The sequence below is a fragment of the Mediterraneibacter sp. HA8405 genome, assembly GCF_056148955.1.
Genome location: NZ_CM148758.1, coordinates 1215979 through 1241345, shown reverse-complemented (window position 1 = coordinate 1241345; position 25367 = coordinate 1215979). Strand labels below are relative to the sequence as shown.

The following is a 25367-nucleotide window of genomic DNA, read 5'->3' as shown; positions in this document are numbered from 1 at the left end:
TTGTTCTCTCTTCCCCGACATATGGTATCATATTGTTACGGTCTGCATATGAAGTTTACCTGACTGCTGTATTTCAGTTCTGTTCAGCAGCCAGGACTTCATCACATGGCAGAACGAAAGCAGGCGTTTAAATACAGAAACGGAGGATTCCAGAATGATATCGCTGAACCTGACAGACATTAAAAACTTTATGGCCCAGCTTCTCCTGTCAGAAACTTTTGATCATTTTTCTTTTATCGAAGGAGAAATTGTTACATTTAATACATTTAAAATCGATGGATTTATCCAGAAAGACTTTTTTGATACAGAAGAAGAACCGCCTCAGTACTCATACTGGGAAAATCTGAGAGAATACTGTTTTTCCATTATCAGGGGGAAACGCACTCCACTGAGCTTTCATCTGGTGTTCAGTCTGTCGCCCTCAAATACAGAACGCCTGATTGCCCGGAATGCTCCCTCCCTGCAGGCAAAAGATGTACAAGGTCTTTATCTTAACATCCGGTATGACGGAAAATATCTGTCCTGCATTACAGGGACGTCCTTTAAAACATTTACAATGGATAAATCCCTGGAGCATGCGTGGGACGAAATGGTACAAAAATTTTTCAGACAGAAAAAAATTGAGTTTGTACTGCAATAAAATGATCACAAATCAAAAAACGGAATTGATACAGGCAGAAAGCTGCTATTAAAAAAATGCTTTTTGCCCGTACCAATTCCTGATTTTTAATCAAGATACATTTTAGATCCCATCCACTGTTTCATATGGTCAATCATCTTTGAATCCGGCTCAATATAAATACATACATTTTTCTGATCCAAAGGCATGTGAATGGCGAATACTTTTGCCGGAGAACTGCCGGAAGAATAATCATATATCTTTGACGGATGATAGGAATTCAGCCGCGGAGACTGCTTTGGAGCAATTATCTCCGCCCCCTGAATATCTATGTTCATCAGAGATTTTCTTTTCGCTTTATTATAAATCACATCAATCTGCATATCATGATTCAGCAGAGTGTACTCATATTCCACACTCAGTCTTGGAAAAATGAAATAATAAGCCAGAATAGCTATAAGCACAGCCAAAAGGAAAGACGTCATACCGATAAACGGCATACCGCCGATGGCGACAGCTATAATCAGAAGGATTACCAAAATACGGATAACCAGATCATACGGCTTCGGTTTACGTGCTACGATCAGTTCATAAAGTGCGTCATTCATTGTTTACTGATTCCTTTCTGTATGTAAATAATTCATTACCATAGTGGCAATCTTGAATGTCATAGCGTCTTCAAAAATACGCAGATCAAGTCCCGTCCGTTTCTGAATCTGCTCCAGACGATAGATCAGGGTATTCCGGTGCATGTGCAGCTGCCGGGATGTTTCCGCAATATTAAGATTATTCTGAAAAAATCTGTTAACAGCCGCAGTCGTCTCGGCATCAAAACCTTCAGGAATGTCTTTTCCGAAAATCTCGCGCAGAAAGTTTTCACAGATAGATACCGGGAGCTGATAGATCAGCCTCCCGATTCCCAGCTCATTATAGGGAAAAATCGTCTGCTCAGAATAAAACAATTTTCCTACCTTCAGGGCCAGACTTGTCTCCCGGTATGCGCCGGAAAGATCCGACAGAGAGTCCGTAACACCGCTGTATGACAGCTGAACATGTGTCAGAGCCTCTGTATTCAGTGTATCAACCATTGTCCGCGCGATCTGTTTCATGGAATTGGAGTTTTCTCCGGATTTCAGCGGACGCAGTATGGCAATCGTGTTCCCGCTCATAGGAACCAGATACGTTTTACTGCGGGACGGAAACAGGTTTTTCAGTATCTCCACCAGTGTATCATCTGCCGTTTTTGCTTCAAGGAGAAAAAGAACCCTCTTTTCATCCGGCGTTATATGAAGGCGCAAAGCTCTCTCACCAATATCATAGGAAGGAATTCCCTCTGTCATCAGACTTTTCAGAAAATCCGATTTATTATATTTTTCTTTATAAGCAGCACAAAGGCAGCGAATCTGGGAAAGAGCCAGTTCTGTTTCCTCTGGTGTATCTGTTTTTACCGATATTGTAATTCCGGTAATACGTTTCAGTTCACTCAATGCTTTATCAAGTTCCTGTATATGCTCCATAAAACTCTCCACCATATATAAAAGGCTGCACTCTTATAAGTGCAGCCTCTCCTTTTATAACCAGCGGTAATCGGTCGTCCGGATAAACCGGCCGGCAGCGAATAGCATCTTCGCAACCGCTAAGCTGCTATCCAGATTTTAAAACATTAATTTGTAATCGTCAACTCTGTTTCTTTATCGAATACGTGGATCTTCTCCATGTCCAGAGCAAATACAGCCTTGTCACCTGTTCTCAGTGTTGTACGCGGATTAACACGTGCGGTCATCTGAGTTCCCTCTACATCAAAGTACAGGAATACTTCTGCGCCAAGCAGCTCATAGACCTTGATCGTTGATTCAATAATGCTGTCCGGAGAGTTGCTGATAAATGCTTCTGAATCATGTACGTCTTCCGGACGGATTCCAAGAACGACTGTCTTTCCGTCATATCCGCCCTCAATCAGAGCTTTCTTCTTGGAAGCAGGCACTTTCAGGACATGCTCGCCAACTGTAAGTGTAACTTCGTTGTTTGCGTTCACATTACATACAGCATCCATAAAGTTCATCTGCGGAGATCCGATAAATCCTGCTACAAACAGATTGCATGGTGTATTATAAAGGTTCTGCGGTGTATCTACCTGCTGAACAACTCCGTCTTTCATAACAACGATTCTTGTACCAAGAGTCATAGCCTCTGTCTGGTCATGTGTTACATAGATAATTGTAGCGCCCAGGTTTTCATGAAGCTTGGAAATCTCGATACGCATCTGAACTCTCAGTTTTGCATCCAGGTTGGAAAGAGGCTCGTCCATAAGGAATACTTTCGGATTACGGACAATTGCACGTCCCATAGCGACACGCTGTCTCTGTCCGCCGGAAAGAGCCTTCGGTTTACGGTCAAGCAGTTTCTCAAGATCAAGGATTCTGGCCGCCTCACGTACCTTCTTATCAATCTCATCCTTGGGCACTTTACGAAGTTTAAGCCCGAATGCCATATTATCATATACAGTCATATGCGGATACAGAGCGTAGTTCTGGAATACCATTGCGATATCACGGTCTTTCGGCTCTACATCGTTCATAACCTTGCCGTCAATTTTCAGTGTGCCTCCGGAAATATCCTCCAGACCTGCTATCATACGAAGAGTTGTTGATTTACCGCATCCTGACGGTCCTACAAAGATAATAAACTCTTTGTCTTCAATCTCAAGATTAAAATCTTTTACAGCGTGAAATCCGTTCGGATAAATTTTCTGAATGCCCTGCAGTGATAAACTTGCCATTTTTATGTAGCCTCCTTAAAAATAATTGTTTTCGTTTAATCTGGTATTAGTATAATCCCTGACACAGGCACGGACAATGTCATGAGTAACTAAAAAAGGAGAATAATAATGTACATTTCGACCATACTGCCCTACATTACAGTAATTTCACAAAATTTGCCGCTGTGCATTATCACGCGATAATGCATAGCAGTCTGATTTTTTATATAATGAAATATAAACTTAAAAATTCGGGAGGAAAAAATTTGACATCAGAAGATTTTCTTAAAAAAACACTTGGAATTTCCGATCAGACGCTGCTTTGTAAGCTTGCAGATGCAGCGGAAGAAAAACGTTTAAACCGGGGTGACTTTGTTTTACGGGAGGGAGAAGAACAGAAAGAAATTTCTTTTCTGATAACCGGAATATTACGCGGCTTTTTTATTGATCTGGACGGGAACGACGTTACAGACTGTTTTGGATTTCAGCCGGGGGATCCTGCCATGACTACTTTTGAAATCGGCACATGCTCGTCAATATCGATTGTCGCGCTGACAAAATGCCGCCTGCTTACATTCCCTGTAGACACTGCGATAAAATTCATTGAAAACGAACCGGCATTAATGTATACATACAATCATCTCTTAACCGCCGCGCTGAAAAGGCACTGGGAGATTAAAACCATGCTGTATAAAAACAAAGCCGCGGCCAGCCGATAAACGGGTTTAATCTTTCCTGCGACAGAATATGTAACGGAATTTCAAATGCGGCGGAATCCGGAACGCCTGATGATTGACTCGCAAAGAGAAATTCGTTACAATAGCTGTGTTTGAATATTACTTTAGAAAGAAAGGAATATCATTATGGCAAACCCAGTTGTTACATTTGAAATGGAAAACGGCGATATCATGAAAGCAGAGCTGTATCCGGAAATCGCGCCAAACACGGTAAGAAATTTTATCTCATTGGTAAATAAGGGATTTTACGACGGACTGATCTTCCATCGCGTGATCCGCGGCTTTATGATCCAGGGCGGATGTCCGGACGGAACCGGTATGGGAGGCCCGGGATACGCAATCAAAGGAGAGTTCTCTCAGAACGGTTTCCCGAATAACCTCGCGCACGATCCGGGGGTTCTTTCTATGGCCCGGGCAATGGATCCGAATTCCGCAGGAAGCCAGTTCTTTATCATGCACGAAAAGTCTCCTCATCTTGACGGAGCTTATGCCGCATTCGGAAAAATCATCGAGGGAATGGACGTGGTAGATAAAATCGCCTGTACGGCTACAGACTTCAGAGATCGTCCTCTGGAAGATCAGAAAATGAAATCCGTAACTGTAGAAACTTTTGGCGAAGAATATGCAGAACCGGAAACATTCTGAAATTCAAAATGGGGAAAAAGATCAGCAGGGCAGGTATTCTGCCGGCTGATCTTTTTTACTTCTGATTCTCTGTATCTTTTAAATCTTCTATTTCTCCCATATCAGGCAGCCATATTTCCGATGCATCTACCCGGTTTACCACATCCTCTTCCTGACCGGCTATTGTCGAGGGTATTTCTCCCTCAAGCTGTCCTCTTACACTTTCCGCTCTCAGAAGACAGAATGATGTAAATGTCTCCACCCCGGTGAGATAATCTTCATAAGAACAGAAGGCGGTAGGATCTTTTTTCACATAGGGAGCTATCATTTTCGTAATTTCTGCCACTTTTGTCTCAAAATGTCTGTTTTCAAAATATCCGCTGAGCAGCTCGTCAAAATATTCATGATACCGCGCAAAGTACTCTTCCGTCTTCATCAGATTATGATAAAGAGGACGATTCAGCATAACCTCACCGGAAGCAGGAGTATCTATCGGATAATTAACATAGAGTTCAGCATCATTAACAGGGTCCGGCATCCCCAGGGAATAGGTGGCATACGCCAGATTATAATCCCACGGGAGAATGCTGATAATACCGTCTTCTTCATACAGAAAATAATTATGCCCGGTATGTCCCAGATAACTGTCGAGATTAACTACAAACACCTGCACTGTAAAATACCGCAGAACTTCGTCTACATTAACGGCTGACTCCACTTCATTCCCTTCGGACTCTGCAAGAATTTTCAAGGAACGGATCAGACGCCGCTGATCTGTTTCGCTGATCTCAAATTTTGCATGGCGGAAAATATTATCGTAATCTTCCGGATTATCCGTCGTATATTTCAGCGCCACATCATTATTCTCCGCTTCCAGCGAGCGGTAGTCAGGCTTATACAGCTTCCCGTAGTCTGCTCCGAAGTTCCGGCGCGCAAATGCTTCCTCCGGTTCCTCTATTGCCAGAAACAGCCCCCAGTCTTCGCCATTCACTGTTACCCATACATAACTGCACAAAGGTGAAGGCACATCCATGAATTCCATCATATCATATGCGATGTAATTTTTCAGATATGAATTATCCTGAAAAGATGAGTCGAGAGACATCTTATCAAGTCCATAATAAGTATTTCCTTCCTGAAAATGGTCAAACTCTATTTTCAGACTGTATCTGTCCAGGCCGTATTCTTCAACAAGCCTGCGGGAATTGTTCCCTTTCGCACGCAGGCCGACAGAAGAAAAAATCTCCCCGTCAATCTTGGCGTCGCATTCTATATACTCTTCTTCCGGCGCTTCTTCGAGAAACAGCTCCCAGTTTTCAACCCGCAGATCAATATGATGCACGTAACTGTCGTCGAACAGACGTACAGAATATTCCGGAACCGATGACAGAGGAGTAATTCCCAGCTTCTCCCCCATCAGAAATACTGCCGCCCCGATACATGCTGCAACTGTAAGAATGATACAGATCCGGTCAATATATCTGTGTTTCAGCATATCAGTTACCCCATATAATCCCCGTTATAAGAGACAAGAATCACGTTGCTGACTCCTTCAATCTGTGACAGGGCGTTAACAAAAGCAGATTCTCCCTCTTTAAAGCGCACCTCATAATTCAGTTCAATACATCCCGGTGAAACAGCCTTGCTTTTCAATGACATCGCTTTCACCTGTTCACTTATATATGACTCCGCTTCCTTTTCTTTTTCTTCTGTTTCACAGTGCACCACAAGAATATACGGCCGTTCTGTATTTTTACGTCCGGAAAAAATCAAAAGGACAAGTCCGATAAATACGCTTCCGAATACAGCCAGCGGTATAAAACCTGCCGCCAGCACAATCCCTGCCGCAATACTCCAGAAAAGGAACGCAATATCCATCGGTTCTTTAATAGCCGTTCTGAAACGTACAATTGAGAGCGCGCCGACCATGCCCAGCGAAAGCACTACATTGCTTGTCACCGCAAGGATAAGAAGAGTCGTAATTAATGTCAGCGCCACAAGCGTTGCCCCGAAGGCTGCAGAATACATCAGTCCGCAGTAACTTTTTTTATATATATAAAATATGAAAAGCCCTACCGCAAAGGAAAGGATTAGCGCTGCCGCCATATCGAAAATTGAAATTGCATTTGTATTCTCTAAAAAACCCGATTTAAAAATATCCTGAAATGTCATAATATCCACCTTTTTCCCGTCTGATTTTGCAGAGACCGTTCCGGCTCTCCGGATAATAAAATCCGCCGTCAGTCATACCGTCTGCAGACAGCATATTTTGAATATGCACCTGTTTTTCTGTCCGGCACCTGTACCGCCATGCGTACAATATCCGGAAGAAATGCATCATATTTAACTTCAAGAATTGTACTGCCCGGTTCCGGCTCAAGACGATGGGCTGCTGAATTCAGAAAAACTGCCGGGGAAGTACAGGTACTGAGCTTTCTGTCCAGCGTAACCCGTACATTACCCGGCGTAAATATATACGCTTCTCTCTCATAACTCACGATTGTCCTGGGCTGCAGAAGCTCTCCCTTCATCTTACTGTACAGTTCAATCATAAGCGCGTCACCGCTCTCAAGCAGAAAACGGATATTGCCGTTTAATATACTTTCTGTCTGTTCATATGTAAGGCGGGCGCTTCGTTTGGAACAGAGCCCGCCTTTTTTTATTTTCTTCTCCAGTCTGAGAAATCTCCTGTCTGTTCCGTAATACCGGATGCGGAACTTTTCTCTTTGGTCCACGCCTGAAATCTTCTGAAGAAGCGCCTTGTCTCCCGGAGTATCAAAATAAAGACTGTTTACCCGGTATGTCCCGTCCGGGCCGGCATGACTGTCCCGCCGGAACAGCCTGCCGAGCCTTTCTGATATAATCCTGTCTTCTGCAGGAGTAATAAGATGTTTCAGTTCATGCCGGAAATGAATGGGATTTTTCTCAATCATCATAGCCCGAATCACCATAACCGGAATCATTGTCATATCCTGAGTTGCCGTCATCGTAGCCGGAATCACTGTCATATCCTGAATTGCCGTCATCGTAGCCGGAATCGCCCGACTGAGCCGCTCCGGAAGATGTTGAAGTTGACGGTTTGGATGTCGACGGTTTAGTTGTTGCAGGCTTGGATGTTGAAGCCGACGGTTTTGTAGTCGTGGTCTGTCCTTTGCTGTAATTGGAATCGCCGTCATCATAATCGGTCACACCATCGCTGTTTGTTCCATAATCCGTATTGCCGTAATTTGTATTTCCATAATTTGTATTGCCGTAATTTGTATTTCCGTAATCAGTGCTGCTGTTCTTGTTTGAAGTGCTGTTGTTTCCGGTTCCGGATGTGCCTGCAGGCTTTGCGTCATCATAATCCGTTACGCCGTCGCCGGTTGTGCCATAATCCGTATCATCATAGTCCGTTACGCCGTCATTATCCGGGCCGTAATCTGTATCACCATAACTGCTCCATCCGTATGTGCTCTCTCCGTCAACTGTAACCGGTGTGCTGATTTTCTCCGCGCTGGTATATTTCTGTATCTCCGCTACAATCATATTCAGGAAATTCTCTTCCGGAAGTACTGACCCTTCTTCGATTTCCAGAGTAATCTGATTTGTTTTTCCGTCTGTTTCTTCTACAAAATATCCTGCCTTATTAATTGCGGCTACCAGATCGCCAATCACAACCCGGCATTCCTTTCCTTCGAATCCCGTATAATCGGCTATTATTTTTTCGCCGTCATCATTGCGGGCTTCAATTCCTGTTACCATTCCCTGGTCATCGTAATGCACCGCGATCTCCGGATTCACTTTAATTGAAATTACACCGCCCTGCTTTTCCTGCTGAGTCTCCGTTCCTAAACCGGATGGTGCCGCTGTTGTCTCTCTGCTTCCACATCCTGTGAAAATTCCTCCGCAAAGAGAAAGAGATAATACTGCTGCCAGTGTCGCCATTAATTTTTTCTTTGTCATAATTCATTCACTCCTTTTTTTCTTCTGAATTTTGTTTCAGCTTTTGATGTAGAATACGGAAGCAAAATCCGGAAAACGGGGTCAGAAGAAATTTTTTTTATTTTTTTATTTCCGGTTTTTTGTATTATAATGTAGATTCACCGTCCCTGTCTTCATGTTTACAATCATTTTACCTATATCTAACATTGATTTAATATTTCAGGAATATACTGATTTTGCAATTTTCTGGTTTCAGACCCCGAAAAATAATTCCACGGTTTCGTATACTTCTTACAGGAGGGAAATTTCAATGAACGGTGGCCATGAACTTGTGGAACAGGTATACGCGGCAAAGACCGATCCTGACGCGGCTGACAGTCTTATCCGCCAGTATATGGGCTTTTTACGTGCTGAGACAGCAAAATATCTTCACCGCGCTCCCATAGAGGGACAGGATGAAGAACTCAGTATTGTTCTGCTGGCCTTTTATGAGGCGATTCTCGGATATGAAAAAAACAGAGGTGCATTTCTCGCCTATGCTTCAAGAGGAATCCGTAATCGGCTCATCGACTATTACCGCAAAGAAAAAAAACATGCAAATGTAACTTCTCTCCATGAACCTGTTCAGGAGGAAGACAGCGAAACTCTGAAAATCGATCATTTAGAGCACCCCGAGAATGAAATAGAAAAAAATCATCACCGAAGCGCGGCCAGAGAAGAAATTCAGGAATTTGAAAAGCAGCTTCTTGAATTCGGCATTTCGTTCTCTGACGTGGCAGACAACTGTCCCCGGCAGGATCGTACTTTGCAGGCCTGCAGACGGGTACTGACCGCAGCCCGGGAAAACACCTCGCTGCTTGATGATCTGCTTCGCACGAAAAAGCTTCCCATAGCGGCGCTTTCTGAAATTTCCGGAACAGATAAAAAAACCATCGAACGACACAGGAAATATCTTGTAGCTGTTCTGCTTGCCTTTACTAACGGCTATGAAATCATACGCGGACACCTGTACCATCTCTAAAGCAAACCTGATACATAGCAGAAACGGAGCTGAAAATGGAAAGAAAAGCAACTTATATGGTAGTTGAAGCACATAGTGCTTATGCAGTTGTCCTGGACAACAGCGGACGTTTTATTAAAGTGGCAAATTCCGGATATGCTGTCGGAGATATCACAGATAAAGTTATTCCGCTGATCTATCCACGGGACAAAAAGAAACGGAAAAGCACAATAATCCGGCTGGCTGCAAGCCTGGCGGCCTGTGTAGCTCTGTGCGTTTTCGGCATATATGAATATCAGTATGTATATACAGAATACGGAAGTATACATATGCAGATCAACCCGGAAGTAGAAATCTCTCTGAGCCGTTCCGGACGCGTCCTGGAAATTGAAGGAGAAAACGCTGACGGCGACGCGCTCCTGCAAGGTTACAACTATAAAGGGAAAGATAAGGAAACCGTTGTAGATGAACTGGCAGATCTTGCCATAGAACAGAACTATCTTACTGAAGGCGGCCAGATCGCTGTTTCTGTAGACGCCCGCAGCAGCGAATGGGCCGACAGAATAGAAAATGAAATACTGAATGAGCTGAACAGATATCTTCAGGAACAGAATATTACAATAGAAATCGTAATCGGTTCTCTTCAGCCGCAGGAAGAGGAAGAGACAAAAGAAGTTCTTGACGAAGCACAGACAGTTACCATACCGGTTCCTCAGGCAGCGGATGAAGCAGAACCGACAGATTCCGGATATGACAGCAATGACGACGACGGGATAACCGACTACTCCGCGCCATCAGCACCTTCTGCACCGTCATCTTCTTCGCCGGCCGCGCCGGCTCAGAACGATTCCGGATATGACAGCGGCAACAGCTCCTATAACAGCAGCAGTAATAGTTCCAGCAGCGGAAACAGCCATAATGACAGTCCTTATGACAGCAGCGGAAACAGTTCTTACAGCGATACAGATGACGGTGACAACGGTAGTTCTTATGACAACGATGATGATGACGACTGAATTCCGGTAAAACAAAACACAGATCTCTTTTCAGACCTCAGAGCAGATGAGCCTGACCATATCAGGCTCTCTGCTCTGATTTTTATTCTGATCCGGACCCCTTTATTCCCTTTATATCTTGAGAAATACCTGTTTCCATTTTATAATGTAAAATATTTTGTTGATAAGAAAAGGAGATCATCTATGAAAATCGGTTCACATGTCAGCATGAGCGGAAAAGATATGCTTTTAGGCTCTGCGAAAGAAGCTGTGTCCTACGGAGCAGATACATTTATGTTTTATACCGGGGCGCCGCAGAATACACGGCGCAAAGAAATCAGCGAGCTTAACATTGCTCCTGCCTGGGAATACATGAAAGAACACGGAATTGACGAAATTATTGTCCATGCGCCGTATATTATTAATCTGGGCAATACAGTAAAATCTGAGACTTTTACACTTGCCGTGGAATTTCTGGCAAAGGAGATTGAGCGGACAACAGCCTGCAGAAGCCATGTCCTTATCCTTCATCCCGGAGCCCATGTGGGAGCCGGAACAGAAGCCGGAACCGCACAGATCATCCGGGGACTGAATGAAGTTCTCACCACGGATACTGACTGCTTTATTGCTCTGGAAACTATGGCGGGAAAAGGATCTGAAATCGGACGTTCCTTTGAAGAACTGGCCCGCATTTATGACGGGGTAAAATATAACGATAAACTCAGAGTCTGCTTTGACACATGCCATACCAGTGACAGCGGATATGACATTATTCATCACTTTGATGAGACGATGGAGGAATTTGACCGGATACTCGGGAAAGATCAGATCGCGGTTTTTCATATTAATGACAGTAAAAATGCTCCCGGCGCTCAGAAGGACCGGCATGAAAATACAGGATTCGGACACATTGGATTTGACGCGCTGAACTATATTGTACACCATCCGGATTTCCGGACCATTCCGAAAATCCTTGAGTCGCCGTATATTCCTTCTCCGACTCTGCCGAAAAAATCTTACGCGCCTTATAAATATGAAATCGACATGCTCAGAAAAGGAACGTTTAATCCTCACATGAAGGAAGATATCATCCGGGATAACGAATCATAAACATAAAGTCCGGATATATTTTTGCCCATATATCAGTAAAAGACTTTTTTAATCATTGTTTCCACTTGACAGTTTTTTACTTTCATCATATTATTGTATTATAGATGTAATACAGTTTAATAAATATATAGAAAGAAGTGATTCAATGCCTTGGGATTTGGATAATGAACGCCCCATTTATCTCCAGCTGATGGAACGCATCCAACAGGACATTGTCTCCGGTGTTTACAAACCGGGCGAAAAGATTCCTTCTGTCCGCGATCTTGCCCTGGACGCAGCTGTCAATCCAAATACAATGCAGAAAGCGCTCTCGGAACTGGAACGCAGCGGACTTGTATACTCCCAGAGAACAAGCGGACGTTTTATCACTGAGGACGCAGGAATGCTTAAGGAGCTGAAACGCAGCCTGGCCGCCGACCATATCCGTGATTTTTTCCACAAAATGAGGCAGCTTGGCTTCAGTGACGATGAGACTTTGAATATCATACAGGAAACGATAAAGGGGGAAGATCATGAAAGCAATACTTGAATGTCAGCGGCTGACAAAGAGATACGGAAATTTTTTTGCTCTCTCGGATCTGAGCTTTACACTGGAACGGGGACAGATTATAGGGCTGCTTGGCCCGAATGGAAGCGGCAAAACGACTCTTATCAAACTTATAAACGGCCTGCTGGTGCCTTCTGACGGACAGATCGCGGTAAACGGCTGTGCGCCCGGAGTGGAATCCAAAAAGATCGTTTCATATCTGCCTGACCGGGACTGTCTTCCCAGCCAGATACGTGTAAAAGACGCACTGACTCTTTATTCTGACTTCTACAGTGATTTCAGCATGGAACGGGCAAAAAAGATGCTTGACGCACTGGAAATCGACCGGCATTCCAGATTCAGCGCTCTTTCAAAAGGTACAAAAGAAAAGGTGCAGCTTATTCTTGTAATGAGCCGGGACGCACAGCTCTATGTGCTGGATGAGCCCATCGGAGGGGTAGATCCGGCTGTGCGGGATTATATTCTCCGTACTATCCTGACAAATTACAGCGAAAATGCAACAATACTAATTTCCACTCACCTTATATCTGATATCGAAAATGTGCTGGATCATGTACTTTTTCTGAAAGCCGGACACCTTGTACTCAATGAGGCTGTAGATGAAGTACGGACAAAATATGGAAAATCTGTTGACAGTTTGTTTCGGGAGGTATTCAGATGCTAGGAAAACTTATCAAATATGACTTAAAAAATGCTGCCAGAATTTTTCTTCTTGTACACGGCATTTACCTGTTTATCTGTATTATCCTGCGGCTGCTGGTTATGAATCCGCTTGATTTCAGTGCCCCATCCAGGCTGCTCATAACCCCTTTAACTCTGATTGTCGTTTTATTTATTTTCCTGTTGACGGCAATGACACTGACAACCAGTCTGCTCATTGCACTCCGCTTTTACCGGAATCTGTTCAGCAAAGAAGGCTATCTGTCCTGGACGCTTCCTGCGGCCCCGTCAACTCACCTTCTTGCGAAATTTCTCTCCGGCTATCTTATTGCGGCAGCAGACATTATTATTATTGCGGCAGGCATACTGGTTCTTGTAACGGGATCAAATGTAGCAGATGCCTACCGGCAGATAGCTCCGGACATGGAAAAAGTATTAGGGATTACTTTAGGTTCCTATGCATTAAAACTTTTTCTATTTACAGTCATTTTTACTTTTACTTCTATTGTACAGATTTATTTCTGCATAGCTCTGGGACAGCTTTTTCAGGAACACCGGGTACTGCTTGCTATTGCCTTTTATTTTCTGGCAGGTTTTGGCGTACAGATCCTTACCACTTCGCTGCTGCTTATAACCGGACTTATCAGGCCACAGATGTTTGCTGATTCATACAGCTTCAATATGGGGCGCTATACTGACATACTTTATCTGATAACCGGAATACTCTCGATAATTCTGGCTGTTATCGAATACATGGTAACAAATTATATTATGAAGCGAAAAATCAATCTGATATAAAATACGGAATTATCGGCAGAGTTTCTGTTTTGCCTCTTCCGGGCAGCTCCGGGAATCTGCCGAATAACAAATACAAAATACCGGGATACAGGCAAAAACTTCTTTTTGTAATGTATCCCGGTATTTTTCAGCAATGCGTCAAATCAACTATTTCCGATCTGATTTACTGAATATCCATCACTTTATAATCCTGGTCTTCTACCGTTTTTTTAAGCAACTCATCCGCCACCTGGGCATTAAGCGTTAACACGGCGGTCCCTTTCTCATGGCTGACGTCCGCCCGGTCTACTTCCGGAAGGGCTTCCAGCGCCTTCTTTACTCTCGCCTCACAGTGTCCGCACATCATTCCTTCGATTTTCATTGTTTTTTCCATTGTTGTTTCCTCCTGTTTTCTTTTTGATTTGATTTTTTTATCTCTGCCTGCGTCATACAATTTAAACCAGTTGAGACGCAGTGCATTTGTCACCACGCAGAAGCTTGACAAACTCATCGCCGCCGCTCCGAACATGGGATTTAACTGAAGTCCGAAAAGGGGAATCCATACTCCCGCCGCAAGGGGAATTCCGATTACATTGTAGAAAAATGCCCAAAACAGATTTTCGTGGATATTCCGCAGGGTGGCCCGGCTCATGCGGATCGCTGCAGGCACGTCGGTAAGTCTGCTCTTCATCAGCACCACATCCGCAGCGTCAATGGCAATATCGGTTCCGGCTCCGATGGCAATTCCCATATCTGCTCTTGTCAGTGCCGGCGCATCGTTGATGCCGTCTCCTACCATGGCTACTTTTCCTTTTTTCTTCAGGCGGCGGATCACGCTTTCCTTTCCCTCGGGAAGAACGCCGGCAATAACTTCATCCACTCCGGCCTGCTTTCCAATGGCATTTGCCGTGCGCTCATTGTCCCCGGTCAGCATAACTACATGAATTCCCATGTTCTGAAGCTCTTTTACTGCTTTCGGGCTGTCTTCCTTAATTACGTCGGCTACTGCAATCACACCGGTCAGCTTGCCGTTTCTGCTGAAAAACAGCGGAGTTTTTCCGGAATTTGCAAGTGTTTCCGCCAGCGCTTTTGTCTCGTCAGGAACCTGGGCATTTTTACTGATAAATTTCAGGTTGCCGCCGGCCAGCATGTCTGTTCCCATTTTTCCGGTCAGTCCGTTTCCGGGAACCGCATGGAAATCTGTGGTCTCCAGCTCTGCACTGATCTGCTTTTCTTCCGCAAGCATGAGAATCGCATGGGCAAGCGGATGCTCGCTTTTCTTTTCCAGCGCATAGGCGCTGGAAAGGAGCTCCTCTTCTGTCACTCCTGCCGCCGGAATGAGATCCGTTACCCGGGGTTCCCCGCTTGTAATTGTTCCTGTTTTATCGAGAGCTACAATCTGCGTCTTTCCGGTTTCTTCCAGTGAAACGGCGGTTTTAAACATAATTCCGTTTTTCGCGCCGACACCGTTACCCACCATAATTGCCACAGGCGTTGCCAGTCCCAGAGCACAGGGACAGCTGATTACAAGAACGGATATCCCCCGTGCCAGGGCAAAGCCAAGGGTCTGGCCTGCTGCCAGCCATACAAGAATTGTAACAATGGCAATTCCGATTACGGCCGGGACAAAAACGCCGGACACACGGTCCGCTACTTTTGCAATAGGCGCTTTCGTTGCCGCCGCGTCGCTTACCATCTGAATAATCTGGGACAGGGTAGTATCTTCACCGACCCGGGTTGCCTCACATTTAATAAAACCGGAATGATTCAGCGTAGCTGCCGATACCTGATCGCCTTCTTTTTTGTCCACCGGAATACTCTCGCCGGTCAGCGCGGACTCATTTACCGCACTGTTTCCCTCCAGCACGATACCATCCACCGGTATATTTTCTCCCGGCCTTACTACAAATATATCACCTTTCCTTACCTGATCAATTCCTACTTCTTCTTCCGCGCCATTTCTCAGGACACGGGCTGTTTTCGGAGCAAGCTTCATCAGACTCTTCAGAGCGTCTGTTGTTTTTCCCTTTGATCTGGCTTCAAGCATTTTTCCCACGGTAATCAGCGTCAGGATCATGGCCGCCGACTCAAAATAAAACTCATGCATGTAGGACATAACGCCTTCCATATCTCCCCGCATCTGCGCGTCTGTCATGGCAAAAAGAGCATAGGTGCTCCATACAAAGGATGCCCCCGCTCCCAGAGCAACCAGCGTATCCATGTTCGGCGCCCTGTGGATCAGGCCCCGGAAACCGCTGATAAAAAATTTCTGATTAATCACCATAACAACGCCGGTAAGCAGAAGCTGCAAAATCCCCATTGCCACATGGTTATTTTCCATAAAGGAAGGGACCGGCCAGTTCCACATCATATGTCCCATTGAAAAATACATCAGCGGAATCAGGAAGCAGAGAGATGCGATCAGTCTCTTTTTCAACACAGGCGTCTCTCTGTCTTTTAACGAATCCCCGGCGGCCGCTATGGATGATCCGGCAGATCCGGCTGCTGCTGTACCTTTCCCTGCCGTTCCGGCGCCTTTCCGGGATGCGCCGTACCCGGCCTCCTCTACTGCCGCAATAATATCCGCAGGCGAGGCGCTTCCCTCCACGCCCATGGAATTTGTCAGAAGGCTGACCGAGCAGGATGTAACTCCCGGCACTTTGGAAACAGCCTTTTCCACACGGGCGCTGCAGGCGGCACAGCTCATACCTGTCACGTTATATTGTTCCATAATTTCACTCCTCCAGTCTTTTCCGGTATCTTCGCCTTATTTCATCAGCTTCTGCAGCGTTGCCACAAGCTCGTCAACGGTCTCTTCTTTCCCCGCGCGGATATCATCCGCGACGCAGGTTCTGATATGATTCGCAAGAAGGACCTTATTAAAACTGTTCAGCGCCGCGTTTACCGCAGACACCTGAATCAGTATGTCAGTACAGTAAGCATTATTCTCAACCATTTTCCGGATTCCCCTTACCTGGCCTTCAATACGGCTTAACCGGTTAATCAGATCTTTGTATTCTTTGTCTGAGCGCTCCTTTGTTTTATGGGTGCACTCCGGACAGACTTTCTTTTCTTCTGCCATAAGTTCACTCCTTTTACAGTATTTTCTTCTTTGTGTAAATTCATTCTATTATAACCCCCTGGGGGTATATATCTACTCTGTAAGTATATACCCCATCAGGGTATATTTCAAGTCTTTTTGCATAAATTTTTATATAAAAAACAGGACAGAAACAATTTGTAAAAACTGTTTCCGTCCTGTCAGTCCGCTGTTTTCTGTCTGTCGTTTTCCCGCCGCTGCAGATTACTCCACACTCTTCAGGGATTCTACCATGTCAATCTTCTTCAGTTTAAAATACATCGCTCCGTTTACAAGAAGCGAGAACAGAAATGTAAGCGCAAATCCATATATAAAACTGCTCAGATCAATATTGCGTCCGAACATTACAGACTCCACTTCTACCGTGACTATAATAAACCGGTGCAGAATCTTTCCCAGAATAATGCCGAAAACCGCTCCGAAAAGCGTAAGCAGAATATTTTCCCGGTACACATACATGGATACCTCGCTGTTATAAAATCCGAGAACTTTCAGAGTCGCAAGCTCTCTCTGCCTTTCTGTAATGTTAATATTGTTCAGATTGTAAAGTACCACAAACGCCAGCATACCCGCTGATATAATCAATACAACAATAACCGTATCCAGCGCTCCCAGCATGTTATCCACCTGTTCCCGCATATCCGTGGTATAACTGATACTTAATGCACCGGGCAGGGCCAGCGCTTCTTCTCCGATCCGCTCCGCTTCTTCCGTAGTACGGTCTGCCGTCTTATAAAAAATCGAATTGTAGTCCGGATTTTCTCCATATACTGCTTCATAAACTTCCGGAGTCATATAGAGGTAATGGCCCAGATAGTTCTCGCAGACTGCCGAAATCTTAACCGTCAGATCTCCTTTGTCTTCGTCACGTATCGTTATACTGTCTCCGGCCTTTACATCCAGCTCACCGGCCATCTTTTCCGTAATAACAGCGCCGCTGCCGTCAAGAGAATATCTCTCATCTGTAACTCTGTCTTTTAAAACAACAAAATCCTCAAATTCTTCTACATCTGCCGGAACATCCAGATATACATCATACCACTGACTGCCGTTTCCTACCGTCACCTGTGTCAGCAGTCCTTCTGTCAGGCCGGCTGTCCCGCTGTCCTTCTCAAGTTCTGATTCAATCTGATTCCGCTCCTCTTCTGTGGCGCCGCTCTCCATAATAATATTACCGTCATAAAGCTGAATCTCGCCGTACTGAATGTCCACAATAGCAAAGATGGAATCTTTCAGCCCGAAACCTACCAGCATAAGAGCCATGCAACCGCCGATACCAAAGATTGTCATAAACAGCCTCTTTTTATATCTGACCAGATTCCTCACGCTGGCTTTCCAGGAAAAGTTAAGCCGCTTCCAGATAAAACCTGCCCGCTCAAGCAGCACTCTCTGCCCCTGTTTCGGCGCAGGCGGACGCATCAGTTCCGCCGCCTGTTCCTTCAGCTCCTGATAGCAGGAAAGCACTGTGGCCAGAAGGGTACTTGCCAGGGCGGCGGCAGCGGCTCCTACTCCATAGAGCAGATTATAAGGAAGCCGGAGTTCATTCATATGCTGAAACATAATTCCATATGCGTTAATAATAATATATGGGAATACTTTCTCACCGAACAGAACACCCAACAGGCTTCCCGTAACCGTCGCCAGTAAAGCGTAGCCAAGATATTTTCCTGCTATAGAATGCCGTTCATATCCCAGGGCCTTAAGGGTTCCGATCTGTGTCCTCTGCTCTTCCACCATTCTTGTCATAGTGGTCAGACTGATCAGCGCCGCCACAAGAAAGAAAATCGCCGGGAAAACCTCGCCGATAGCTCTCATCCGGTCCGCATTTTCTCCATATCCGCTGTATTCCGGCAGATTGGACCGGTCGTATACAAGCCATTCCGGTTCTTCCAGATCCTGAATTTCCTGTTCCGCATCCGTCAGCTCCTGTTTTGCGTCTTCGATTTTCTGCTCTCCGTCCGCGATTTCCTGCCGGGCTTTTGTTTCCCCTTCATAATACTCATCCCAGCCGTCAGAGATTTCCTGCTCTGCGTCTGCCAGCTCCGCCTCCGCATCCGCCAGTTCCTGCTCCCCGGATTCAATCTCTGCCCAGCCGTTGTTAATCTCCTCCTGTGAAGATTCCAGCCGGGTCTTCGCGGCCTCAATCTGAACGTTTGCCTGACTGACGGCCTCTTCTCCCCTCTGAATTTCTTCATAAAGGGCATTCATCGCTGCAAGAGTCATCTCATCCGTCTGTCCGCCGGCCGCAAGAGCATTGTACTGTTCCTTTGCATTATTGAGCGCATCAATCTGTTCATTGAGTGTATCAATATTTGCGTTCAGCTCTTCTTCTCCCCGGTCCAGTTCTTCCTGGCCGTCTATGAGCTGCTGTCTGGAAGATTCCAGCTGATCTCTGGATGATTCCAGCTGCGCCTTTCCGCTGTCCACTTCTGCCTGCGCGTCTTCAAGCTGCTGCCTTGCGTCCGCAAGTTCTGCTTCAGCCTCTGCTTTGCCGTCTTCCAGTTCCTGCTCCGCGTCTGCCACTTCCTGCTTCGCGTCTGCGAGAGTTCTGTCTGCCTCGTCCACGATTTCATCATAACGGGCCCGCTGCCGCTCTTCTTTAATGCTCTCTACCCGATCCAGCACTTCCGCTACCCGGTTGTCATAGGCGTCTGTAAATGCAGTCAGTTCCTTAGCCCCGTCAACCTGTGCGTATATTTCCGTATAAACATCCAGAGAAAAACTTTCTTCCGGCACTACGGCAAATGCGGCCACACTGCCGTTTCCGATTGTGGCGCTTCCTCTCTGAAATGAAATATAGCAGGGACTGCTCACTGCTCCTACAATCGTATATGTATCCGTCTTAAGCGTGTCGGTAATCTCATCATCGCTGCCGCTTGAAAAAGTGATGGAATCTCCGACCTCCAGTTTTCCCTCTTCCAGATAATCCACATCTATCGCACATTCATTTTCCTTTTCCGGAAGGCGTCCCTGTTCCAGCTGTACTTCATTCATAGACGGCAGCATGGACATAACGTGCACAACGATTTTGTTCTCTCCCTCTGTACAGAGTACGTCCACAGAATATCCGCCCTCTGCCTTTTCAATCCCGTCTACATTTTCTATGGCCGTCAGGTCATCGGCTGTAAGTCCCATCGTGCTTATAACCTGGATATCCATCAGATTTTTACTGTCAAAATAGGCATCACCGGAATAGCGCATATCCGGTTCGGAAGAACGAATGCCCGAAAAGAAAGCGCAGCCGATAGCCACGATAAAAAATATAGACAGAAACCGCCCTATACTGCGCCGGATTTCCATATAAAAATCTTTTCTCAACGCTTTCTTCTTCATCTGTTTCCCTACCATTCTATCTCATCAATTGACATCGGGCGCTCATTAGTCTCCATCCGTGAAACCCGCCCGTTTTTAATGTGTATCAGCCGGTCCGCCATGGGCGCGATAGCCTGGTTGTGTGTAATTACAATCACCGTCATTCCCCGCTCCCTGCACATATTCTGAAGAAGCTTTAAAATCGACTTGCCGGTATTATAATCGAGCGCTCCCGTCGGTTCATCGCAGAGCAGGAGCTTCGGATTCTTTGCAAGCGCTCTCGCGATAGACACTCTCTGCTGCTCTCCTCCGGACAGCTGTGCAGGGAAATTATTCAGCCGGTCGCCCAGTCCTACTTCTTCCAGCACCTTGCGGGCATCCAGGGGATCCCGGCAGATCTGGAGAGCAAGCTCCACATTTTCAAGAGCGGTCAGATTCGGCACCAGATTATAAAACTGAAAGACAAATCCGATGTCCTCACGTCGGTATCCCGTAAGCTGTCTGCCAGTATATTCCGTAATATTCTGTCCGTCCACAAGAAGCGTTCCCTCTGTAGCGGTATCCATGCCGCCAAGAATATTCAGCACCGTCGTTTTTCCCGCGCCGCTGGGTCCGACAATAACGACAAACTCTCCTTTCCTGACATAAAAACTGATTCCGTCTGCCGCACGGATCTCCACTTCTCCCATTTTGTATATTTTTGTAATGTTCTGCAGTTTTACAAATTCATCCATTTATTTGCATTCTCCTGAAAAGTAATCTGATACAGAGAAAGCGGATACCATGTACCCGCTTTATTGGTTTCCTGTTTAATTATAACATGAATTTTTACCAATATGTCTGATTTCAGATTAATTTCATATTTATATGCACACTTTTTACTGTGTCTGCCGCCCTGCATTAAGCTTCGCCGAATACCGGAATAACACAAGCCCGATGAGAAACATCACGGATAACGCGCTTACGCCGATGTTAATACTTCCTGTCATCTGACTCAATACAGAAACCAGCGCTGTTCCGATAACAGATGCTCCTTTCCCGCATATATCATAAATTCCGAAAAATTCTCCCGATTTTTCCGCCGGAATAATCTTTGCAAAATAAGAGCGGGACAATGCCTGAATTGTCCCCTGGAACATACCGACAAGTACTGCCAGAAGCCAGAAATCAAATTGTGTATCCAGCCAGTATGCATAAACGGCAATACAGAAATACGCCGCAATACATATGGTGATAATCGCTTCAGGCTTTATCTTCTTCACAAGTCTGCTGAAAATCAGAACACAGGGGAAAGCAACAATCTGTGTTACCAGCAATGCCAGCAGAAGCCCTGTACTATCCAGACCCAGAGCCTGTCCGTAGGCGGTCGCCATATCAATTACTGTATAGACTCCGTCGATATAAAAGAAAAACGCAAGCAGAAAAATAAAAATATGTTTTTCTTTCGTCAGTTCAATAAAAGTTCTGCCAAGCCGTTTGAAACTGTTCCTCACTACATGGCCGTCAGCATCAGAAAAGTATTTCTGACGGTAAGAGCGCAGCAGAGGAATGGATGAACACAGCCACCAGAGTGCCGTAATAACAAAAGCCAGTATCATGGAAGTCTGCGTACCGATTCCAAGGCTGCCTGCTCCCAGAACAATACCCAGACACGCAATAAACGGAATACAGCTTCCGATATATCCCCAGGCGTATCCGTGAGAGGAAACAGAATCCATTCTCTCAGGCTCCGTCACGTCAGTCAGCATGGCGTCATAAAAAATCAGGCTGGCTGAATAACCGGTTTTCGCAAGTACAAATACACCAAGGAACCAGATCCACGAAGACAGAAATCCCAGCAGGATACAGCCAAAGACTCCGATCCCCATGGAAATGGAAAATACAATTTTCTTAAAATTCTTCGTATCGGCAATTGCCCCCAGTGTGGGGCCCAGTATTGCCACAATCAGAGTACAGACCGAGGTCGCATATCCCCAGTACGCGAGATAATCCACATCCGATATCCCCGCCCCCTCTGCAAGAGCGTTAAAATAGATGGGAAATATGGTCGATACCATCATAGTGAACGCTGAATTTCCCACATCATAGAGCACCCATTTCTTTTCCAGTGAAGTCAGCTTAAATTTCATATTATTGCTCTCTCTTTCCTTTTCTTTGATGTTCTTATTTTGTTTCTGTCACTTCTGTCTTCCGTGCTTTCTTCTGGATCTGCCGTTTCACCGGTATATCTACAGGCGAAGTTCTTCCCATTTTTCTCCCGCGCCGAATGTTCTGTGGAATCGGGAGGGCAGCTCGCCGCCCTGGAAAAGTTTTTTCTGATACTGGATAATCAGCCCTGCTGCCAGAGGAACAGCCCCGGCAAACAGACGCTTAAGAAGCCGGCAGTAGTCTCTGCACTGCGGATTCGGCTCAAGACTCATTACCATACCGTGCATGCCGTCGTAGGCGCCGATCAATTTCATGCCGCCGAAAAGCAGCTTTCTTTTTGTCTTTCCCGGAGCCAGCAGTACTTTGTGATAAAAAATCATGGATTTCATGCATTTTTCTATAATCTGGGGCGTAAGATCCTCATAAAACGGGGCAATTACCTCCCCGTTTTCTATGCTGGGATGGATATGGCCGGTTGACAGATAACGCACCGGATTGATATAGTCTTCTTTCATCAAAAGACGGTCAAACTCCATCTCAATCTCTGAATGACTGATACCGCTTGTCTGAATCATTTTTTCAATATACGGATGGCATTCGCTGTCAAGTGAAAAATGACAGATAACCCCGTAGATGTATGCTCTCGCAGCTCCGGGATTTTCTGAATTTTCAATGACCTTAACTGCGTTTTCCAAAAAAATATCTGCCATTTTGTCGTGCAGCTCATAGCCCTGCTTATTAACCGCGTTTTTTATGGCCGGTCTGTAGTAGAATAACAGATCCGGTCCGTGCAGTCCCATATCAAAAAGCTCCCTGTTTTTCTCTATCGAATTCTGAAGAGGTCTCGGCAGAGCGCTGATTACCTCTTTTCCAAATTTATAATGTGCATATGTTGTAGGCATATATACTCCTCTTTTCCGTAGCATTATCACAGACATTCAGCCAATGCTGTCCGCGAAGCCGTACTGACATGCATGACGCGGGTATGCCGCTTTTTGCACATATACACCGCCGCCTGTATTATGGCTGAACTGTCCGTTACATATTATCACATATCTGCTGTAAAAAATCCAGTTTTCACGAAACTTCGATATGTTAAATTTTTTTAACCTTTTCACGTTTCCACAATGATATTCCTTGACTTTTCCGCCGTCCGGTTCTATATTATATATTGTGCAGTCGTTGGCACATATTTTGTCCGTACAGATTATACAGCAGTTTTTCTGTACACACAACCAGGGGTTGTACTGGTTTCGACAGGGATCCTGAAGATGGAGAAGCTATCCGCAGGCTGATGCGTCAAATCGCAAATTTAAAATTAAACGCTAACGATAATTACGAATTAGCTGCAGCCTAAATGCTGCATGTCGCTCCTGACGCACTCACACATCGGGAATCCGGCATCAAACATGTGAGAAACGATGGCGGCAAAGCTTTGAGCCGTCAGGCGTAATATGAAGCTACCAAACCTGCAGGGATGTTCGTTTCCGTGCAGCAGAGGGAATCTCAAAGAACGGACTATGATAGTAGAAGTACATGGGATGGGTTTTTGGACGCGGGTTCGATTCCCGCCAGCTCCACTTACTCAAAGCCGGTCGGGTACCGGCAGCGGAGTTCGTCAGTGATCTGTCCGCTCCACTTGCGGCGCACCGGTAAGGCGCCGTTTTTTCATCGCAGGAGGAAACATAGCTCAGCTGGGAGAGCGCTCGCCTGACTAGCGGGAGGTCATGGGTTCGAGCCCCGTTGTTTCCATAGGGAAGCCGGATGAAAGACTTCCAGGATCATAAAAAATATGGGGTATTAGCGCAGTTGGGAGCGCGCCACATTCGCATTGTGGAGGCCACGGGTTCGAATCCCGTATACTCCATCAGAAAAAACCACGTATTTACGGCAGGTACTGATAATGCCGGTAAATACGCGGTTTTCTTGTTTTCTATGAATACTTGTCCTGTTTTGTTCGGATTCATATTGCCCCAGTCGGGAATACTATGGTATTCGGATCCGTCCGCGGACAGCCGTACCTATTTGTATGATGCAGTTTTTTTATATAAAAATAGAAAAACTATATACTTTTCTGCTGCTGAATTTTTTCTTCTTCAAGAACGAACTGGCGAAAATTCCGTACGCATGGCGGCATGAATACGCTGTCATCATTTACCATAAAAAGCGGCCGCTCACTTGCAGGAGAATTTATCTGTATGATTTTAACATCTAACTTTAACAGCAAATCCATATAAGGAACAACCGCAATCCCGAATCCCCGGGCTACTAATCCGGCAATAACCTGATCTTCCTCCGTTTCATAGGCGATCTTTGGTTCTATACCAATCTCGGAAAACATCTGATCTACCACGGATCGAATCCCGGAACTTTTTTCAAAGAATACCTGCGGATACGGCGCGGTTTCAGACAGATCAACCGTATGACGGGACGCAAGAGGATGGCCTTTCGGAACAATCAGAACCAGATCCTGCTTCTGGACCTGAACAGCCGTAAAATTCAGATGTGCCGGCGGCCGGGAGCAGAATATCAGATCATATTTTTTTGCTGCCAGCCCTTCAAGCAGACTCTGGGTAACTCCGGTATGAAAGGTAAACTGAACATCTGAATCGGGATTTTCTTTCAAAAAAGCGGCTGCCAGCCGTGGAATATATTCAATTCCCAAGGTCCGCAGCAGCCCCAGCCGGATCAGGCCTCCGCCGCTGGCGCTGCGCTGAAGCGATTCAATTCCCGCATCCAGTGTGGATAATGTGTACTCCGCGCAAACCAGAAATTCTTCTCCAAAACGTGTGAGGGCTGTTTTCCTCCCGCTTTTTTCAAAAAGCGGCAGTCCGAGCTCTTTTTCCATTTGTTTGATTGCATGACTTAAACTGGGCTGCGCGATACAGAGCTGCTCTGCCGCTTTTGTATAATGCTGCACGTGGGCCAGTGTGACAAAGTAACGTAAGTAAAACAGATTCATCTCTTCCCCCTCCCTGTCGTAAACATTATACGCCCGATTATAGATAAATTCTATAGTTTTATCCAAATTATTTATTTGCATGCATTCTCCGATA

23 protein-coding genes, 2 tRNA genes and 1 other RNA gene are annotated in these 25367 nt (G+C 45.5%); 12 read left to right on the top strand and 14 right to left on the bottom strand.

From position 1 onward, the window contains the following. Positions 1-154: 154 nt before the first annotated feature. On the top strand, positions 155-640 hold the full coding sequence (locus tag AC0QUU_RS05845; RefSeq protein ID WP_474545150.1) for a DUF5721 family protein: 486 nt from the start codon (positions 155-157) through the stop codon (positions 638-640). Between the two features lie 86 nt (positions 641-726). On the opposite strand, the gene AC0QUU_RS05840 is transcribed toward AC0QUU_RS05845, so the two are convergent. The 3 genes from AC0QUU_RS05840 to AC0QUU_RS05830 all read right to left on the bottom strand — a co-directional run bounded on the left by AC0QUU_RS05840 (position 727) and on the right by AC0QUU_RS05830 (position 3398). Further along, on the bottom strand, positions 727-1227 hold the full coding sequence (locus tag AC0QUU_RS05840) for a hypothetical protein (protein ID WP_474545148.1): 501 nt from the start codon (positions 1225-1227) through the stop codon (positions 727-729). A gap of 3 nt (positions 1228-1230) precedes the next feature. Continuing rightward, a complete protein-coding gene (locus AC0QUU_RS05835) occupies positions 1231-2136 on the bottom strand; it encodes a PucR family transcriptional regulator (RefSeq protein WP_474545528.1) in 906 nt (301 codons plus the stop codon). A 146-nt stretch (positions 2137-2282) separates the two neighbouring features. Next, positions 2283-3398 (bottom strand): ABC transporter ATP-binding protein, encoded by a 1116-nt coding sequence (locus tag AC0QUU_RS05830; protein WP_474545145.1) that lies wholly within the window; start codon positions 3396-3398, stop codon positions 2283-2285. 245 nt (positions 3399-3643) lie between these two features. Here AC0QUU_RS05830 and AC0QUU_RS05825 point away from each other — a divergent pair, with 245 nt between their 5' ends. Together AC0QUU_RS05825 and AC0QUU_RS05820 are read left to right on the top strand one after the other, a co-directional pair. After that, entirely contained in the window at positions 3644-4096 is a 453-nt protein-coding gene (locus tag AC0QUU_RS05825; RefSeq protein ID WP_474545143.1) for a Crp/Fnr family transcriptional regulator, read from the top strand. Between the two features lie 144 nt (positions 4097-4240). Further along, positions 4241-4759, top strand: coding sequence for a peptidylprolyl isomerase (locus AC0QUU_RS05820; RefSeq protein ID WP_474545141.1), 519 nt, complete (start codon positions 4241-4243; stop codon positions 4757-4759). A 55-nt stretch (positions 4760-4814) separates the two neighbouring features. Here AC0QUU_RS05820 and AC0QUU_RS05815 read toward each other — a convergent pair whose 3' ends face one another. From AC0QUU_RS05815 to AC0QUU_RS05800, 4 genes are all read right to left on the bottom strand, one after another. Continuing rightward, the gene (locus AC0QUU_RS05815) at positions 4815-6233 is read right to left on the bottom strand and encodes a CotH kinase family protein (RefSeq protein WP_474545139.1); all 1419 of its coding nucleotides are present in this window, start codon (positions 6231-6233) and stop codon (positions 4815-4817) included. A 5-nt stretch (positions 6234-6238) separates the two neighbouring features. Continuing rightward, the gene (locus AC0QUU_RS05810; protein WP_474545138.1) at positions 6239-6910 is read right to left on the bottom strand and encodes a DUF4956 domain-containing protein; all 672 of its coding nucleotides are present in this window, start codon (positions 6908-6910) and stop codon (positions 6239-6241) included. A 68-nt stretch (positions 6911-6978) separates the two neighbouring features. After that, complete coding sequence (locus tag AC0QUU_RS05805) at positions 6979-7707, bottom strand: polyphosphate polymerase domain-containing protein (RefSeq protein ID WP_474545137.1); 729 nt, start codon at positions 7705-7707, stop codon at positions 6979-6981. Then, positions 7664-8683 carry an anti-sigma-I factor RsgI family protein gene (locus AC0QUU_RS05800; RefSeq protein ID WP_474545135.1) on the bottom strand — a complete coding sequence of 340 codons (1020 nt, stop codon included), beginning with the start codon at positions 8681-8683 and terminating at the stop codon, positions 7664-7666. Before AC0QUU_RS05800 ends, AC0QUU_RS05805 begins: the two co-directional genes overlap by 44 nt. Positions 8684-8972: 289 nt before the next feature. Between AC0QUU_RS05800 and AC0QUU_RS05795 the strand changes: the two genes are divergently transcribed. From AC0QUU_RS05795 to AC0QUU_RS05770, 6 genes are all read left to right on the top strand, one after another. Next, the gene (locus tag AC0QUU_RS05795) at positions 8973-9683 is read left to right on the top strand and encodes a sigma factor (protein ID WP_474545134.1); all 711 of its coding nucleotides are present in this window, start codon (positions 8973-8975) and stop codon (positions 9681-9683) included. A 35-nt stretch (positions 9684-9718) separates the two neighbouring features. Next, a complete protein-coding gene (locus AC0QUU_RS05790; protein WP_474545132.1) occupies positions 9719-10678 on the top strand; it encodes an anti-sigma-I factor RsgI family protein in 960 nt (319 codons plus the stop codon). Positions 10679-10861: 183 nt separating this feature from the next. Further along, positions 10862-11767, top strand: a complete 906-nt coding sequence (locus AC0QUU_RS05785) for a deoxyribonuclease IV (protein ID WP_474545130.1) — start codon at positions 10862-10864, stop codon at positions 11765-11767. A gap of 145 nt (positions 11768-11912) precedes the next feature. Next, positions 11913-12296: a GntR family transcriptional regulator gene (locus AC0QUU_RS05780; RefSeq protein WP_474545128.1), complete on the top strand. Its 384-nt coding sequence runs from the start codon at positions 11913-11915 to the stop codon at positions 12294-12296. After that, positions 12280-12978 carry an ABC transporter ATP-binding protein gene (locus AC0QUU_RS05775; protein ID WP_474545126.1) on the top strand — a complete coding sequence of 233 codons (699 nt, stop codon included), beginning with the start codon at positions 12280-12282 and terminating at the stop codon, positions 12976-12978. Before AC0QUU_RS05780 ends, AC0QUU_RS05775 begins: the two co-directional genes overlap by 17 nt. Beyond that, positions 12972-13772 carry a hypothetical protein gene (locus AC0QUU_RS05770; protein ID WP_474545124.1) on the top strand — a complete coding sequence of 267 codons (801 nt, stop codon included), beginning with the start codon at positions 12972-12974 and terminating at the stop codon, positions 13770-13772. Before AC0QUU_RS05775 ends, AC0QUU_RS05770 begins: the two co-directional genes overlap by 7 nt. 163 nt (positions 13773-13935) lie before the next feature. Here the strand turns inward: AC0QUU_RS05770 and AC0QUU_RS05765 are convergent, their stop codons facing one another. From AC0QUU_RS05765 to AC0QUU_RS05740, 6 genes are all read right to left on the bottom strand, one after another. Further along, positions 13936-16482: a heavy metal translocating P-type ATPase gene (locus tag AC0QUU_RS05765; RefSeq protein ID WP_474545122.1), complete on the bottom strand. Its 2547-nt coding sequence runs from the start codon at positions 16480-16482 to the stop codon at positions 13936-13938. Between the two features lie 36 nt (positions 16483-16518). After that, on the bottom strand, positions 16519-16833 hold the full coding sequence (locus tag AC0QUU_RS05760) for a metal-sensing transcriptional repressor (RefSeq protein WP_474545120.1): 315 nt from the start codon (positions 16831-16833) through the stop codon (positions 16519-16521). A 222-nt stretch (positions 16834-17055) separates the two neighbouring features. Beyond that, complete coding sequence (locus tag AC0QUU_RS05755) at positions 17056-20184, bottom strand: ABC transporter permease (RefSeq protein WP_474545527.1); 3129 nt, start codon at positions 20182-20184, stop codon at positions 17056-17058. 8 nt (positions 20185-20192) lie between these two features. Further along, positions 20193-20897 (bottom strand): ABC transporter ATP-binding protein, encoded by a 705-nt coding sequence (locus AC0QUU_RS05750; protein WP_474545118.1) that lies wholly within the window; start codon positions 20895-20897, stop codon positions 20193-20195. Between the two features lie 144 nt (positions 20898-21041). After that, positions 21042-22292: an MFS transporter gene (locus tag AC0QUU_RS05745; RefSeq protein WP_474545117.1), complete on the bottom strand. Its 1251-nt coding sequence runs from the start codon at positions 22290-22292 to the stop codon at positions 21042-21044. 99 nt (positions 22293-22391) lie between these two features. Continuing rightward, positions 22392-23213 (bottom strand): zinc dependent phospholipase C family protein, encoded by an 822-nt coding sequence (locus AC0QUU_RS05740; protein WP_474545115.1) that lies wholly within the window; start codon positions 23211-23213, stop codon positions 22392-22394. A 336-nt stretch (positions 23214-23549) separates the two neighbouring features. Between AC0QUU_RS05740 and ssrA the strand changes: the two genes are divergently transcribed. The 3 genes from ssrA (at position 23550) to AC0QUU_RS05725 (ending at position 24178) form a co-directional block, all read left to right on the top strand. Beyond that, positions 23550-23894, top strand: a transfer-messenger RNA (tmRNA) gene (gene ssrA / locus AC0QUU_RS05735). A gap of 96 nt (positions 23895-23990) precedes the next feature. Beyond that, positions 23991-24063, top strand: a tRNA-Val gene (locus AC0QUU_RS05730). A 42-nt stretch (positions 24064-24105) separates the two neighbouring features. Then, positions 24106-24178 (top strand) — tRNA-Ala (locus AC0QUU_RS05725). A 195-nt stretch (positions 24179-24373) separates the two neighbouring features. Here AC0QUU_RS05725 and AC0QUU_RS05720 read toward each other — a convergent pair. Then, positions 24374-25273: a LysR family transcriptional regulator gene (locus tag AC0QUU_RS05720; protein ID WP_474545526.1), complete on the bottom strand. Its 900-nt coding sequence runs from the start codon at positions 25271-25273 to the stop codon at positions 24374-24376. Between the last annotated feature and the right edge of the window lie 94 nt (positions 25274-25367).

What these genes read in the sequence shown, in the direction of transcription:
- AC0QUU_RS05835 (WP_474545528.1), bottom strand. Translation starts at nt 2,136, where the DNA reads ATGGAGCATATACAGGAACTTGATAAAGCATTGAGTGAACTGAAACGT.
- AC0QUU_RS05795 (WP_474545134.1), top strand. Translation starts at nt 8,973, where the DNA reads ATGAACGGTGGCCATGAACTTGTGGAACAGGTATACGCGGCAAAGACC.
- AC0QUU_RS05765 (WP_474545122.1), bottom strand. Translation starts at nt 16,482, where the DNA reads ATGGAACAATATAACGTGACAGGTATGAGCTGTGCCGCCTGCAGCGCC.
- AC0QUU_RS05790 (WP_474545132.1), top strand. Translation starts at nt 9,719, where the DNA reads ATGGAAAGAAAAGCAACTTATATGGTAGTTGAAGCACATAGTGCTTAT.
- AC0QUU_RS05840 (WP_474545148.1), bottom strand. Translation starts at nt 1,227, where the DNA reads ATGAATGACGCACTTTATGAACTGATCGTAGCACGTAAACCGAAGCCG.
- AC0QUU_RS05805 (WP_474545137.1), bottom strand. Translation starts at nt 7,707, where the DNA reads ATGACAATGATTCCGGTTATGGTGATTCGGGCTATGATGATTGAGAAA.
- AC0QUU_RS05720 (WP_474545526.1), bottom strand. Translation starts at nt 25,273, where the DNA reads ATGAATCTGTTTTACTTACGTTACTTTGTCACACTGGCCCACGTGCAG.
- AC0QUU_RS05845 (WP_474545150.1), top strand. Translation starts at nt 155, where the DNA reads ATGATATCGCTGAACCTGACAGACATTAAAAACTTTATGGCCCAGCTT.
- AC0QUU_RS05830 (WP_474545145.1), bottom strand. Translation starts at nt 3,398, where the DNA reads ATGGCAAGTTTATCACTGCAGGGCATTCAGAAAATTTATCCGAACGGA.
- AC0QUU_RS05775 (WP_474545126.1), top strand. Translation starts at nt 12,280, where the DNA reads ATGAAAGCAATACTTGAATGTCAGCGGCTGACAAAGAGATACGGAAAT.
- AC0QUU_RS05750 (WP_474545118.1), bottom strand. Translation starts at nt 20,897, where the DNA reads ATGGATGAATTTGTAAAACTGCAGAACATTACAAAAATATACAAAATG.
- AC0QUU_RS05745 (WP_474545117.1), bottom strand. Translation starts at nt 22,292, where the DNA reads ATGAAATTTAAGCTGACTTCACTGGAAAAGAAATGGGTGCTCTATGAT.
- AC0QUU_RS05785 (WP_474545130.1), top strand. Translation starts at nt 10,862, where the DNA reads ATGAAAATCGGTTCACATGTCAGCATGAGCGGAAAAGATATGCTTTTA.
- AC0QUU_RS05815 (WP_474545139.1), bottom strand. Translation starts at nt 6,233, where the DNA reads ATGCTGAAACACAGATATATTGACCGGATCTGTATCATTCTTACAGTT.
- AC0QUU_RS05810 (WP_474545138.1), bottom strand. Translation starts at nt 6,910, where the DNA reads ATGACATTTCAGGATATTTTTAAATCGGGTTTTTTAGAGAATACAAAT.
- AC0QUU_RS05740 (WP_474545115.1), bottom strand. Translation starts at nt 23,213, where the DNA reads ATGCCTACAACATATGCACATTATAAATTTGGAAAAGAGGTAATCAGC.
- AC0QUU_RS05770 (WP_474545124.1), top strand. Translation starts at nt 12,972, where the DNA reads ATGCTAGGAAAACTTATCAAATATGACTTAAAAAATGCTGCCAGAATT.
- AC0QUU_RS05800 (WP_474545135.1), bottom strand. Translation starts at nt 8,683, where the DNA reads ATGACAAAGAAAAAATTAATGGCGACACTGGCAGCAGTATTATCTCTT.
- AC0QUU_RS05820 (WP_474545141.1), top strand. Translation starts at nt 4,241, where the DNA reads ATGGCAAACCCAGTTGTTACATTTGAAATGGAAAACGGCGATATCATG.
- AC0QUU_RS05755 (WP_474545527.1), bottom strand. Translation starts at nt 20,184, where the DNA reads ATGAAGAAGAAAGCGTTGAGAAAAGATTTTTATATGGAAATCCGGCGC.
- AC0QUU_RS05760 (WP_474545120.1), bottom strand. Translation starts at nt 16,833, where the DNA reads ATGGCAGAAGAAAAGAAAGTCTGTCCGGAGTGCACCCATAAAACAAAG.
- AC0QUU_RS05780 (WP_474545128.1), top strand. Translation starts at nt 11,913, where the DNA reads ATGCCTTGGGATTTGGATAATGAACGCCCCATTTATCTCCAGCTGATG.